At 69.7% G+C, this 12105-nt stretch carries 14 protein-coding genes; 11 read left to right on the top strand and 3 right to left on the bottom strand.

The features are described from left to right. The first annotated feature begins 43 nt into the window (after window positions 1–43). Window positions 44–547 (top strand): pantetheine-phosphate adenylyltransferase, encoded by a 504-nt coding sequence (coaD, locus tag N8J89_RS34135; RefSeq protein ID WP_283661078.1) that lies wholly within the window; start codon window positions 44–46, stop codon window positions 545–547. Window positions 548–665: 118 nt separating this feature from the next. Here coaD and N8J89_RS34130 read toward each other — a convergent pair whose 3' ends face one another. Continuing rightward, window positions 666–1127, bottom strand: coding sequence for a GNAT family N-acetyltransferase (locus tag N8J89_RS34130; RefSeq protein ID WP_283661077.1), 462 nt, complete (start codon window positions 1125–1127; stop codon window positions 666–668). Window positions 1128–1201: 74 nt separating this feature from the next. On the opposite strand from N8J89_RS34130, the gene N8J89_RS34125 reads away from it, so the two are divergent. From N8J89_RS34125 to mutM, 6 genes are all read left to right on the top strand, one after another. Continuing rightward, complete coding sequence (locus N8J89_RS34125) at window positions 1202–1621, top strand: guanyl-specific ribonuclease (RefSeq protein WP_283661076.1); 420 nt, start codon at window positions 1202–1204, stop codon at window positions 1619–1621. Between the two features lie 97 nt (window positions 1622–1718). After that, window positions 1719–2474, top strand: a complete 756-nt coding sequence (locus tag N8J89_RS34120; RefSeq protein WP_283661075.1) for an SPFH domain-containing protein — start codon at window positions 1719–1721, stop codon at window positions 2472–2474. Window positions 2475–2556: 82 nt separating this feature from the next. Beyond that, window positions 2557–3135 carry a YceD family protein gene (locus N8J89_RS34115; RefSeq protein WP_283661074.1) on the top strand — a complete coding sequence of 193 codons (579 nt, stop codon included), beginning with the start codon at window positions 2557–2559 and terminating at the stop codon, window positions 3133–3135. A 2-nt stretch (window positions 3136–3137) separates the two neighbouring features. Next, a complete protein-coding gene (rpmF, locus tag N8J89_RS34110; RefSeq protein WP_185009150.1) occupies window positions 3138–3320 on the top strand; it encodes a 50S ribosomal protein L32 in 183 nt (60 codons plus the stop codon). Between the two features lie 14 nt (window positions 3321–3334). Next, the gene (gene rnc, locus N8J89_RS34105; RefSeq protein WP_252486529.1) at window positions 3335–4138 is read left to right on the top strand and encodes a ribonuclease III; all 804 of its coding nucleotides are present in this window, start codon (window positions 3335–3337) and stop codon (window positions 4136–4138) included. 217 nt (window positions 4139–4355) lie between these two features. Further along, the gene (gene mutM / locus N8J89_RS34100) at window positions 4356–5225 is read left to right on the top strand and encodes a bifunctional DNA-formamidopyrimidine glycosylase/DNA-(apurinic or apyrimidinic site) lyase (protein WP_283661073.1); all 870 of its coding nucleotides are present in this window, start codon (window positions 4356–4358) and stop codon (window positions 5223–5225) included. Between the two features lie 155 nt (window positions 5226–5380). Here mutM and N8J89_RS34095 read toward each other — a convergent pair whose 3' ends face one another. Beyond that, window positions 5381–5707: a LysR family transcriptional regulator gene (locus N8J89_RS34095; protein ID WP_086787003.1), complete on the bottom strand. Its 327-nt coding sequence runs from the start codon at window positions 5705–5707 to the stop codon at window positions 5381–5383. A gap of 262 nt (window positions 5708–5969) precedes the next feature. Then, entirely contained in the window at window positions 5970–7808 is a 1839-nt protein-coding gene (gene asnB / locus N8J89_RS34090; RefSeq protein WP_283661072.1) for an asparagine synthase (glutamine-hydrolyzing), read from the bottom strand. A 267-nt stretch (window positions 7809–8075) separates the two neighbouring features. Here asnB and N8J89_RS34085 point away from each other — a divergent pair, with 267 nt between their 5' ends. The 4 genes from N8J89_RS34085 to kdpB are packed head-to-tail and all read left to right on the top strand — an operon-like array spanning window position 8076 to window position 12101. Beyond that, window positions 8076–8210, top strand: a complete 135-nt coding sequence (locus N8J89_RS34085; RefSeq protein WP_256510665.1) for a hypothetical protein — start codon at window positions 8076–8078, stop codon at window positions 8208–8210. Next, window positions 8207–8305, top strand: a complete 99-nt coding sequence (gene kdpF, locus N8J89_RS34080; RefSeq protein ID WP_283661071.1) for a K(+)-transporting ATPase subunit F — start codon at window positions 8207–8209, stop codon at window positions 8303–8305. Before N8J89_RS34085 ends, kdpF begins: the two co-directional genes overlap by 4 nt. Further along, a complete protein-coding gene (kdpA, locus tag N8J89_RS34075; protein WP_283661070.1) occupies window positions 8305–9963 on the top strand; it encodes a potassium-transporting ATPase subunit KdpA in 1659 nt (552 codons plus the stop codon). The genes kdpF and kdpA overlap by 1 nt, the downstream gene beginning before the upstream one ends. Continuing rightward, on the top strand, window positions 9960–12101 hold the full coding sequence (gene kdpB, locus N8J89_RS34070; protein ID WP_283661069.1) for a potassium-transporting ATPase subunit KdpB: 2142 nt from the start codon (window positions 9960–9962) through the stop codon (window positions 12099–12101). The genes kdpA and kdpB overlap by 4 nt, the downstream gene beginning before the upstream one ends. Window positions 12102–12105: the final 4 nt, after the last annotated feature.

The following is a 12105-nucleotide window of genomic DNA, read 5'->3' as shown; positions in this document are numbered from 1 at the left end:
GGACCGGTGGCACACGGCGAGTGGGCTGCTACGGTCCGGCCCTATGAGGCGTGCCGTGTGCCCCGGCTCCTACGACCCGGCCACCAACGGACATCTGGACATCATCGAGCGGGCCGCTGGCCAGTTCGACGAGGTCACCGTCGCGGTCATGATCAATAAGAGCAAGCGTGGGCTGTTCACCGTCGAAGAGCGGATGGACATGCTCTCCGAGGCGACCGCGCACCTGACCAACGTGCGGATCGACATCTTCCACGGCCTGCTCGTCGACTACTGCAAGGCCCACGACATCCGGGCGATCGTCAAGGGCCTGCGCGCGGTCAGCGACTTCGACTACGAGCTGCAGATGGCGCAGATGAACCACCAGCTCTCCGGTGTGGACACCCTGTTCGTCTCCACCAACCCGCTCTACAGCTTCCTGTCCAGCTCCCTGGTCAAGGAGGTCGCCACCTACGGCGGCGACGTCTCCCACCTGCTCCCGCCGCTGGTCAACGAGCGGCTCACCAAGCGCCTCGCCGAGCAGCGCGCCGAGAAGGACCAGAGCGCCTAGCTCCCCGCGTGTTGGCCGTTCTCGTACACGGTGTTGGCCAAACCGGTACGCCCGCTTCAGCCAACACCGTCCCACTTCGGCCAACACGGCGTACGAGAACGGCCAACACAGCGGGGGGTTAGGTCAGCGGGAGTTTCATGCCTACGTGGCTGGCTACGAAGCCCAGTCGCTCGTAGAACCGGTGCGCGTGCTCGCGGGTGGCGTCGGTGGTCAGCTGCACCAGGCCGCAGCCGCGGGAGCGTGCCTCCGCGATGGCGAACTCCACCATCCGCTGACCGAGGCCGCCGCCGCGCTGGTGCTTGCTCACCCGCACCGCCTCGATCTGCGCCCGCCACATGCCCAGCCGGGACAGGCCGGGGATGAAGGTCAGCTGGAGGGTGCCGACGACCTCGCCGTCTGCCTCGGCCACCAGCAGCAGCTGGTTCGGGTCGGCGTCCAGGGCCGCGAACGCCTCCTGGTAGGCCGGGTCGCCCGGCCGCTCCCGGCCGGCGCCCAGCTGGTCGTCGGCCAGCATGGCCACGATGGCCGTCACGTCGGCCGCGCGCGCTCGCCGGAACTCCGGCTCTACCCCAGATGACATGGCCTCAAGCCTGCCATCGAAGGTTCAACTGGGCGTCTGTTCCCGATCATCGGCGCTGGTTAGTTTCCGAACTCATGAGCCAGATCACATCTCGTGCAGTGAAAACCCTGCTCGCCGCCCTGATCACGCTGGCCGCCCTGCTCGTGCCCGTCGCGGGTTCCGCCACCGCCGACACGCTGTCGGTGAGCGCGGCCTGCGGGGACACCTCCGGATTCCGGCGCACCAACCTCTCCGCCCTGCCCAGCCAGGCCCGCGACACGGTCAACCTGATCAAGAAGGGCGGGCCCTACCCCTACCCGCAGGACAACACCGTCTTCCAGAACCGGGAGCGCCTGCTGCCGCTGTGCTCGGCCGGCTACTACCGCGAGTACACCGTGAAGACCCCCGGCATCAGCCACCGCGGCGCCCGCCGGATCGTCAAGGGCAACGCCAGCGAGTTCTTCTACACCGCCGATCACTACCGCTCGTTCGTGCTGGTCAACATCAACGCCTAGGGAAACCTTGGCGGACACGCCCCCGGCTGCATCACCCACAAGGCCGGACACGGCACACTGAAGGGGTAACCGTGGGTCCAGGGGCGAGGAGTGCGACGTGTACCGGGTGTTCGAGGCGCTCGACGAGCTGGTCACCATCGTCGAGGAGGCACGGGGAGTCCCGATGACCTCCGGTTGCGTGGTGCCGCGCGGTGACGTCCTTGAGCTGCTGGACGACGTCCGCGACGCCATCCCCGCTGAGCTGGACGACGCGCAGGACGTGCTGGACCACCGGGACGAGGTGCTGACCAAGGCCCGGACCGAGTCCGAGACGTCGGTGACCTCGGCGCGGGCCGAGGCGGAGCAGACCGTGTCGCAGGCCCGGGCCGAGGCCGAGCACATGCTGGCCGAGGCCCGGGCCCGCGCGGAGCGGATGGTGTCGGAGGCGCAGGCCGAGGCCGAGCGCACGGTCACCGCCGGCCGCCGCGAGTACGAGGACCTGGTCGGCCGGTCCCAGGACGAGGCGGACCGGATGATCCAGGCCGGGCGGACCAGCTACGAGCGCGCCGTGGAAGAGGGCCGCGCCGAGCAGGCCAGGCTGGTCGAGCAGACCGAGGTGGTGCGCGCCGCGCACGCCGAGGCCAGCCGCCTGGTGGACGCCGCCAACGCCGAGTCCGAGCGGCTGCGTGGCGAGTGCGACGCCTACGTGGACAGCAAGCTCGCCGACTTCGAGGACCTGCTCGGGCGCACCCTGCGCACCGTGACCAAGGGCCGTCAGCAGCTGCGCGGGCCGATCGGCGGGCCCTCCGCGGTGCCCTTCGACTACCAGGACGGCTATCGTGAGGAGGAGGTCGGCGGCCGCCTGCGCCGCTGATTTCCCTCCGCGCGTGCTCGTCCCGTACCCTGTTCAGGTTGCACGAGCACGCGTAGCGCGACCCCCTTTGAAGACTGTGAGCATGTCCAGACACCACTCCGCCGACATCCGGCGCACCCCGTCCGGGCCCTGGGTCATCGACACCAGGGACCTCGGCCGTCGTGCCGGGCTGAGCCGCCGGTACCACCGCACGGTGACCACCGACGGCGACTTCGGCCTGGACCTGATCAGGTTGGCTCCGGGACAGGAAGTCGATGTCGAGGTGCTGGCCGAGGCGGTCGTGGAAGGCGTGTTGATCTCCGGGAGCGTGAGCGGTCCGACGACCGCGGAGTGCTCCCGCTGCCTCGACCCGTTCACGGGTGAGGTGGAGATCAGGCTGACCGAGCTGTTCGCCTATCCGGACAGCGCCACGGACGCCAGCACGGACGAAGACGAGGTCAGCCGGATCGTGGATGATCTGGTCGATCTTGAACCGGTGGTGCGGGACAGCTTGCTGACCGCGCTGCCGTCCTCGCCGCTGTGCACCCCGGACTGCAAGGGATTGTGTCCGGAGTGCGGCGGCAAGTGGGCCGATCTCGGCCCGAACCACACGCATGAGACGATGGATCCTCGCTGGGCCGCGTTGCAGAAGCGGTTCGGCGGGACCGAGGAGGAGAACTAGTCGTGGCCGCTCCGAAGCGCCGTATGTCGCGGTCCAACACGCGTTCGCGGCGGGCCCAGTGGAAGGCCACCGCGCCGACGCTGGTCGCCTGCGAGAACCGTGCGTGCCGCAAGCCGAAGCTCCCGCACACCGCATGCCCCACCTGTGGCCAGTACGACGGCCGCCAGGTCGCCCGGCCGGCCTGATCGGGCGGGCGGGCATGGGAAGCAAGGGATCCCGAGGCCAGCCAAGTGACCGCAGCCTGCTGCTGAAGGCGCTCGGCGTCGATCTCGACGCCGAGCTGCTCACCCTCTCGCTGACCCACCGCTCGTACGCGTACGAGAACGGTGGGTTGCCCCCCAACGAACGGCTTGAGTTCCTGGGGGACGCGGTGCTCGGACTGGTGATCACCGATCACCTGTACCGAACGCATCTGGATCTGCCGGAGGGCCAGCTCGCGAAGCTCCGGGCCAGCGTGGTGAACATGCACGCGCTGGCCGGGGTGGCTCGTGAGCTGGGCCCCGGCGGGCTGGGTGCGCACCTGCTGCTGGGCAAGGGCGAGGAACTCACCGGCGGCCGGGACAAGGCGAGCATCCTGGCCGACGGGCTGGAAGCCGTGATCGGCGCGGTCTACCTGCAACACGGGGTGGAGGCCGCGCGTGCCCTGGTGCACCGGTTGTTCGACCGGCCGCTGGCCGAGGCCCCGCTGCGGGGCGCCGGCCTGGACTGGAAGACCAGCCTCCAGGAGCTGACCGCCGCTGCCGCGCTCGGCGTGCCCGAGTACCGGGTGGACGAGTCAGGGCCGGACCACCGCAAGGAGTTCGAGGCGACGGTGCTGGTCGGCGGGCGACCGCTGGGCAACGGCGACGGCCGGACCAAGAAGGAAGCCGAGCAGAAGGCCGCCGAGGCGGCCTGGCGCACGCTGTCCGAGCAGGTACGGGTGGCCGCCGAGGAGAAGGCGGCCGCGGCGGGCGGCGAGACCGGCAAGCCGGAGGGCAACGGCAACGGCAAGGCCGCGCACTAACCCGGCCTGACACTGGCTGGCTTCACTCAAAGACGCGTCAAGGTGACTTGACGCGTCTTTGCTGTTTTCCTGCGGTAGACCACTCCCGCCAGCTAGGTTTCGTACGTCTACGGGCCTCTCAGGGGCCGGTACGGGCGTTCCGGGGCGGCGCGGGTGGGTTTCTCAACAGCGTTGTCAACGACTCGCCCAGAGGGTGGAGCGCGCGGAGGGAGTCGGAGTGCCTGAGCTGCCCGAGGTGGAGGTCGTCCGGCTGGGCCTGGACCGGCACGTGGTCGGTCGCACGGTGGCCGCGGTCGAGGTGCTGCACCCGAGGGCGATCCGCCGGCACGAGCCGGGGCCGCTGGACTTCGCGGGCCGGCTGGCCGGGCGCACGCTGCACGCCGCGGTGCGCCGGGGCAAGTACCTGTGGCTGGAGCTGGACGGGCGGACCGAGGCACTGCTGACCCACCTCGGCATGAGCGGGCAGATGCTGGTGCAGCCCGAGGGCACGGCGGATGAGAAGCACCTGCGGGTGCGGATCAGCTTCGCCGACGGCGGGCCGGAGCTGAGGTTCGTGGACCAGCGGACCTTCGGCGGCCTGGCGGTGGCCGAGTTGGCCGAGGTGGACGGGGCGCTGCTGCCGGACCCGGTGGCGCACATCGGCCGCGATCCGATGGACCCGGACTTCGACCTCGAACGGGCGGTGGCCGCGCTGCGGGCCAAGCGGACCGAGCTGAAGCGGGCGCTGCTGGATCAGACGCTGGTGTCCGGCATCGGCAACATCTACGCCGACGAGGCTCTCTGGAGAACTCGGCTGCACTGGGCCCGTCCGACCGCCGCGCTGACCCGCCCGGCCGCGAGGGAGGTCCTGGGCGCCGCGACGGCGGTGATGGCCGAGGCATTGGGCGCGGGTGGGACGTCCTTCGATTCACTCTACGTAAACGTGAACGGACAGTCGGGATACTTCGACCGTTCGCTCGCCGTTTACGGAAAGGCTGGGCAGCCCTGCCCCCGCTGTGGCACTCTGATCGTGCGCGAGCCGTTTATGAACAGGTCTTCGTATTTCTGCCAGAGTTGTCAGCGACGGCCGGTGGCGCGCCAACGTTAAATCTATCCCAAGTTTCCCTGGGAAAAATGTCAACTTACGGCGAAGTAGATTCCGCCGCGTTGTTTCGCGGGCTGAACTGCTTGGCCTCTTGAACAAAAAAGTGGGCGGGCCCGAGGTTCGGGCCCGCCCACTTTGTGGCGCTAGCTGATCTTGGTTCAGCCGGACTTGAGCTGGCTCCTGAGCTGGCTGGTGGCCCACTCGAAGCTCGTGGCGGGGCTGGGTTCACCAGGGCGAACCGACAGCTCCTTGATGCTGTCGATCAGCATCAGCACTGCCCGGACCGAAGGTAGGATCATCTGACCTTCTCGGGTGAGCCGGGCACCAGCGGGATCGCGGGTGAACAGCTTGGTCCCGAGGGACTGCTCTAGAGACTTGATCTGGTAACTGATTGCGGGCTGTGAATACCCGAGGGACTTCGCCGCCAGGTCCATACGGCCGAGGTCCGCAATCGAGACGAAAGCCCGGAACTCCCGCTCGTGCATTGTTTCTCCCCAGTGTCGCGCTGCGCTAAGGGCCCCAACGTGTCCGGCAGAAGTGCCCCGGATCACGCCATAATGAGGACATTACCAACGGCTCATGTGGAAGTCCACCGTTTGGGTACCCGTACCTCCGAGCGGAGTACAAAGTTACTCCCGGTTCACTACGGAGCGCCGTTGGGCACCACAAAGTAGTGAGCGGATCGGGCAAAGCACCGGCACAACCGGCTGGCAGGAACGCCGAACGGTCGTTCGCCTGGTTACCTCATCACAGTCGCATCTCGGGGCGGTATATGTCCAGCCACATCGTTATGTCGAGCAGCCGCTCCACGAACTGTCTGGTGGCCCGGTCGATGTGCGCGGGCGCCGCGGTGGCCACCGCGCGCACCCAGTCCCGCTCGATCAGCTCGAAGACCGGGGTGTCCCGGCGGGCCAGCAGCTCGTGCAGCTGGTCCTGCACCGCGAGCAGGTACTTCACGTCCTGGGTCGACGGGTACGGGCTCTTGCGGCGCTCCAGCACGGCCCTGGGCAGCAGCCCGTCGGCGGCCCCGCGCAGCAGGCTCTTCTCCTTGCCGTCAAAGGTCTTCAGCGCCCACGGCGTGTTGTAGACGTACTCGACCAGGCGGTGGTCGCAGAAGGGCACCCGCACCTCCAGCCCGGTGGCCATGCTCATCCGGTCCTTGCGGTCGAGCATGTTGGTCAGGAACTGGCTCAGGTGCACGTGGCAGATCCGGCGCAGCCGCTGCTCGCGCTCGTCGTCGGAGTCCAGCACCGGCGCCTGGGCCAGCGCGTCGGCGTAGCCCTGGCGCAGGTGGCCCGGCACGTCCAGCCGCGCGGCCAGCCCGGCGTTGACCAGCGGCCTGCTCTGGCTCTGCGCGCCGCCGATGCCGTGGATCCACGGGTAGACCGGGGCCTGCTGGGCGCCCTCGTCGTGGAACCACCAGTACCCGGCGAACACCTCGTCCGCGGACTCCCCGGACAGGGCCACCGTGGCGCGGGCGCGGGCGGCCCGGAACAGCAGCAGCAGGGAGACGTCCATCTCGCCCATGCCGGTGGGCAGGTCGCGGGCGCGCACCGCGGCCGCCCGGTTGGCCGGGTCGGCCAGCTCGGTGTGGTCGAGCACCAGGTCGGCGTGCTCGGTGCCGACGTAGCGGGCGACCTGCTTGACGAAGGGCGCGTCCAGGCTGTCCTGCAGCACGTGCGGCACGAAGCCGTCCTGCTCGCCGGCGAAGGAGACCGCGAAGGTGCGCGGGATCTCGCCGTGCTCGTGCAGCACCTCGGCGGCCAGCGCGGTGAGCACGCTGGAGTCCAGGCCGCCGGAGAGCAGCACGCACTGCGGCACGTCGGCCACGAGCTGGCGGCGGGCGATGTCGTGCAGCAGCTCGCGCACCCGCGCCACCGTCTCCGGCACGCCGTCGGTGTGCGGGGCCGCGGTCAGCCGCCAGTAGGTCCGCTCGCGCAGGCCGCGGCGGTCCAGCACGGCCAGCGTGCCGGGCTTGAGCTCGCGCATGCCGGACCACACCGCGGAGCCGGGCACCTTGACGAAGCCGAAGATCTCCCGCAGCCCGTCCTCGTCGAGCACCTTGCGCGCCAACGGGTTGGCCAGGATCGCCTTGGGCTCGGAGCCGAAGAGCAGGCCGTCCGGGGTGGGGTAGAGGAACATCGGCTTGACGCCGAACCGGTCGCGGGCCAGCAGCAGCCGCTCCCGCCGCTGGTCCCAGACGGCGAAGGCGAACATGCCGTTGAGCCGCTCCACCAGGTCCTCGCCCCACTCCAGGTAGGCGGCGAGCACCACCTCGGTGTCGCTGACCGTGCGGAAGCGGTGGCCGCGGCCGCGCAGCTCGGCGCGCAGCTCGCGGTAGTTGTAGACCTCGCCGCTGTAGGAGAGCACCACCGCGCCGCCGGGGGTCTCGGCGATCATCGGCTGGGTCCCGCCCGGCAGGTCGAGCACGGCCAGCCTGCGGTGGCCGAGCCCGGCGTGCCTGTCGGTCCACAGGCCCTCGCCGTCGGGGCCGCGGGCGGCCAGGGTGGCGGTCATGGCACGCAGGGTGACCGCCTCGGTGGTCAGGTCCCGGTCGTAGGACACCCAGCCGGTCACACCGCACATGGAGCGCCTCCTCGCGCTTGGTCCCACGCCTTGGACAGGGAAGTTACCTACTTCCGAGTCGGGTTGGTTCCGCCGAGCAGACCTGTTCTCAGACGAGTGAACCGACCGGGTGGACGCATGCGGAACGTAACCGCATCCGGCCATCGGACCCCCTCGATGGGTGGAAAACGGGCGAGAGGTGGCTCACCGGGCGCGTAAAGATCACGTCAATGCCACCGTCGGTGCCGTCAAGGACGCATCAGGCCCGGTCAGCGGCCCGGAACCGGGATGCACGCTGACGCCCGATGTGAACGACCTAGTCGAAAGGGGAGCGCGCAGATGGCCGACCTGGCCTACGCCGTGCTGCTGATCGGTGGCTTCCTCGTCCTGGCGCTGACCTTGCGCGGACTGGAGCGGCTGTGAACACCGCCGCTGTGTTCAACCTGGTGGGCGGGGTAGTCGCGCTCTTCCTGCTGGTCTACCTTTTCCTCGCGCTGATCCGACCGGAGAAGTTCTGATGACCTCCCTGTGGACCGGTCTGATCCAGATCGGCCTCCTGCTCGTGGCGCTGGCCGCGGCCTACCGCCCGCTGGGCGACTACATGGCCAGGGTGTACGAGGACAAGCGGCACTGGCGGCTGGAGCGTGGCGTCTACGCGATCGTTCGGGTGAACCCGGAGACCGAGCAGCGCTGGACCACCTACGCGGCCGGCGTGCTCGGCTTCTCCTTCGTCTCGGTGGTGCTGCTGTACCTGTTGCAGCGCTTGCAGAACTGGCTGCCGTTCGGTTTCGACCGGGAGGTCAACCCGGCCACCGCGTTCAACACCGCGGTCAGCTTCGTGACCAACACCAACTGGCAGTCCTACGTGCCGGAGCAGACCCTCGGGCACTCGGCGCAGATGGCCGGGCTGACCGTGCAGAACTTCGTCTCGGCCGCGGTCGGCATGGCGGTCGCGGTCGCGGTGGTGCGCGGGTTCGTCCGGGCCAAGACCGACCGGCTGGGCAACTTCTGGGTGGACCTGGTGCGCGGCTGCGTGCGGATCCTGCTGCCGCTGTCGGTGCTGGCCGCGATCGTGCTGCTGGCCTTCGGCGCGGTGATGAGCCTGTCCGCGGGCGTCACGGTGACCACCCTGGACGGGCAGCAGCACGTGCTCTCGCTGGCCCCGGTGGCCAGCCAGGAGGCGATCAAGGAACTGGGCACCAACGGCGGCGGCATCCTCAACGCCAACTCCGCGCACCCGTTCGAGAACCCGAGCTCCTGGACCAACCTGTTCCAGATCTTGTTGATCCTGCTCATCCCGGTCGCGCTCACCCGCACCTTCGGCAAGCTGGTCAACGACGTCAAGCAGGGCTACGTGCTGATCGGCGTGATGGGCCTGCTGTTCACGATCATGACCACGGTGGCCTGGTGGGCGGAGAGCAACCCGAACGGGCTGGCCGCGCTGGCCGCCGGTGGCGCGATGGAGGGCAAGGAGGTCCGCTTCGGCATCCCCGGCTCCTCGCTGTTCGCGGTGGCCACCACCGGCACCTCCACCGGCGCGGTGAACTCGCTGCACGACAGCATGACCGGGCTCGGCGGCGGGGTGGCCCTGCTGAACATGCTGCTCGGCGAGGTCGCGCCGGGCGGGGTCGGCGCCGGCCTGTACGGCATCCTGGTGCTCGCGGTGATCGCGGTGTTCCTGGCCGGGCTGATGGTCGGCCGCACCCCGGAGTACCTGGGCAAGAAGCTGGGGCGCAAGGAGATCACCGCCGCGGCCATCGCCATGCTGGCCATGCCGACCGTGGTGCTGATCGGCGCCGGGCTCGCGCTGGCGCTGCCGGACACCCAAGGGGCGCTGGGCAACCCTGGCGCGCACGGGCTCTCCGAGGTGCTCTACGCCTTCGCCTCGGCTGGCAACAACAACGGCAGCGCCTTCGGCGGGCTCACCGTCACCAGCGACTTCTTCCAGGTGGCACTGGGGCTGGCCATGCTCTTCGGCCGGTTCGTGCCCATCCTGGCCGTGCTCACCCTGGCCGGAGCCCTTGCCCAGCAACGGAAGGTGCCGCCCTCGGCGGGCACCCTGCCCACCTCGGGCCCGCTGTTCGCCGGGATGCTCACCGGCACCGTCGTCCTCGTCGCCGCGCTGACCTTCCTGCCCGCGCTGGCCCTCGGTCCCATCGCGGAGGCCCTGTCATGACCGCACCCACCACTGAACAGCCCCAGCGCACCCCGGCGCAGGCGCAGCACGTGCACGCCGAGCGCACCGGCCGGGTCTCGGCCGGCGTGTTCAACCCGCGCCAGCTGCTGGTCTCGCTGCCGGACGCGCTGCGCAAGCTCGACCCCCGGCACCAGCTGCGCAACCCGGTGATGTTCGTGGTCTGGGCCGGATCGGTGCTCAGCACGATCTTCGCCGTGGCCCAGCCCGATGTGTTCAGCGTGGCCACCGCGGCCTGGCTGTGGTTCACCGTGGTCTTCGCCAACCTGGCCGAGGCGGTGGCCGAGGGCAGGGGCAAGGCGCAGGCCGAGTCGCTGCGCAAGATGAAGACCGACACCGTGGCCTACCGGCTGCTGCCGGGGCTCAAGGTGGCGGGCGCGGCCAAGGCGACCAGCCTGACCGTGGAGGAGCTGGCCGCCAACCGGCTCGCGCCGGGCGACCTGGTGCTGGTGGAGGCCGGTCAGGTCATCCCTGGCGACGGCGACATCGTGGACGGCATCGCCACCGTGGACGAGTCGGCCATCACCGGCGAGTCCGCGCCGGTGATCAGGGAGTCCGGCGGCGACCGGTCCGCGGTCACCGGCGGCACCACCGTGCTCTCCGACCGGATCATCGTCAAGATCACCTCCAAGCCGGGGGAGACCTTCGTCGACCGGATGATCGCGCTGGTGGAGGGCGCGCAGCGGCAGAAGACGCCGAACGAGGTGGCGCTGACCATCCTGCTGTCCGTGCTGACCATCATCTTCCTGCTGGTGGTCGTGGCGCTCCAGCCGATGGCGGCCTACTCCGGCTCGCAGCAGTCGGTGATCGTGCTGGTCGCGCTGCTGGTCTGCCTGATCCCGACCACCATCGGCGCGCTGCTCTCCGCGATCGGCATCGCGGGCATGGACCGGCTGGTGCAGCGCAACGTGCTGGCCAAGTCCGGCCGCGCGGTGGAGGCGGCGGGCGACATCGACGTGCTGCTGCTGGACAAGACCGGCACCATCACCTTCGGCAACCGGCGGGCCACCGAGCTGCTGCCGGTGGCCGGGTCCACTGTGGACGAACTGGCCGCGGCCGCGCGGCTGGCCAGCCTGGCCGACCAGACGCCGGAGGGGCGCAGCATCGTCGAGCTGTGCGTGCGGGAGTTCGGGCTCAGTCCGGAAGCCAGTGCGGCGGAGGCGGCGGCCGAGTCGGTGCCGTTCACCGCGCAGACCCGGATGAGCGGCATCGACATCGGGAACCGGTTGGTGCGCAAGGGCGCGGGCAGCGCGGTGCGGGCCTGGGTCAGCGAGCACGGCAGCGAGGTCCCGGCCGATGTCCAGGAGATCGTGGACCGGATCTCGGCCGAGGGCGGCACACCGCTGGTGGTGGCCGAGGCCGTGGGCGGAAAAGCGTTGGTGCGCGGGGTGATCCGGCTGTCCGACGTGGTCAAGCCGGGCATGAGCGAGCGGTTCGCCGAGCTGCGCGCGATGGGCATCCGCACGGTGATGGTCACCGGGGACAACCCGTTGACCGCCAAGGCGATCGCGGCCGAGGCCGGGGTGGACGACTTCCTCGCCGAGGCCAAGCCAGAGGACAAGATGGCGCTGATCCGCAAGGAGCAGGAGGGCGGGCGGCTGGTCGCGATGACCGGCGACGGCACCAACGACGCGCCCGCGCTGGCCCAGGCCGACGTCGGCGTGGCGATGAACACCGGGACGGCCGCGGCCAAGGAGGCCGGGAACATGGTCGACCTGGACTCCGACCCGACCAAGCTGATCGAGATCGTGGAGATCGGCAAGCAGATGCTGATCACCAGGGGCGCGCTGACCACCTTCAGCATCGCCAACGACCTGGCCAAGTACTTCGCCATCCTGCCGGCCATGTTCATGGCCATCTACCCGCAGCTGGACTCGATCAACATCATGCGGCTGGCCACCCCGCAGTCGGCCATCATGTCCGCGGTCATCTTCAACGCGCTGATCATCATCGCGCTGATCCCGCTGGCCCTGCGCGGCGTCCGCTACACCCCGTCCAGCGCCTCCGCGCTGCTGCGGCGCAACCTGCTGATCTACGGCCTCGGCGGCATCGTCACGCCGTTCCTCGGCATCAAGCTGATCGACCTGCTGGTCGCTCTCATCCCGGGATTCGGGGGCTGAACGT

Origin of the sequence: Crossiella sp. CA-258035, assembly GCF_030064675.1 — a bacterium.
GTDB lineage: Bacteria > Actinomycetota > Actinomycetes > Mycobacteriales > Pseudonocardiaceae > Crossiella.
The sequence above is the reverse complement of the archived record's forward strand: the minus strand, read 5'-3'. Positions and strand labels throughout refer to the sequence as shown.

What these genes read in the sequence shown, in the direction of transcription:
- coaD (WP_283661078.1), top strand. Translation starts at nt 44, where the DNA reads ATGAGGCGTGCCGTGTGCCCCGGCTCCTACGACCCGGCCACCAACGGA.
- N8J89_RS34130 (WP_283661077.1), bottom strand. Translation starts at nt 1,127, where the DNA reads ATGTCATCTGGGGTAGAGCCGGAGTTCCGGCGAGCGCGCGCGGCCGAC.
- N8J89_RS34125 (WP_283661076.1), top strand. Translation starts at nt 1,202, where the DNA reads ATGAGCCAGATCACATCTCGTGCAGTGAAAACCCTGCTCGCCGCCCTG.
- N8J89_RS34115 (WP_283661074.1), top strand. Translation starts at nt 2,557, where the DNA reads ATGTCCAGACACCACTCCGCCGACATCCGGCGCACCCCGTCCGGGCCC.
- rnc (WP_252486529.1), top strand. Translation starts at nt 3,335, where the DNA reads ATGGGAAGCAAGGGATCCCGAGGCCAGCCAAGTGACCGCAGCCTGCTG.
- N8J89_RS34095 (WP_086787003.1), bottom strand. Translation starts at nt 5,707, where the DNA reads ATGCACGAGCGGGAGTTCCGGGCTTTCGTCTCGATTGCGGACCTCGGC.
- asnB (WP_283661072.1), bottom strand. Translation starts at nt 7,808, where the DNA reads ATGTGCGGTGTGACCGGCTGGGTGTCCTACGACCGGGACCTGACCACC.
- N8J89_RS34085 (WP_256510665.1), top strand. Translation starts at nt 8,076, where the DNA reads ATGCACGCTGACGCCCGATGTGAACGACCTAGTCGAAAGGGGAGCGCG.
- kdpA (WP_283661070.1), top strand. Translation starts at nt 8,305, where the DNA reads ATGACCTCCCTGTGGACCGGTCTGATCCAGATCGGCCTCCTGCTCGTG.
- kdpB (WP_283661069.1), top strand. Translation starts at nt 9,960, where the DNA reads ATGACCGCACCCACCACTGAACAGCCCCAGCGCACCCCGGCGCAGGCG.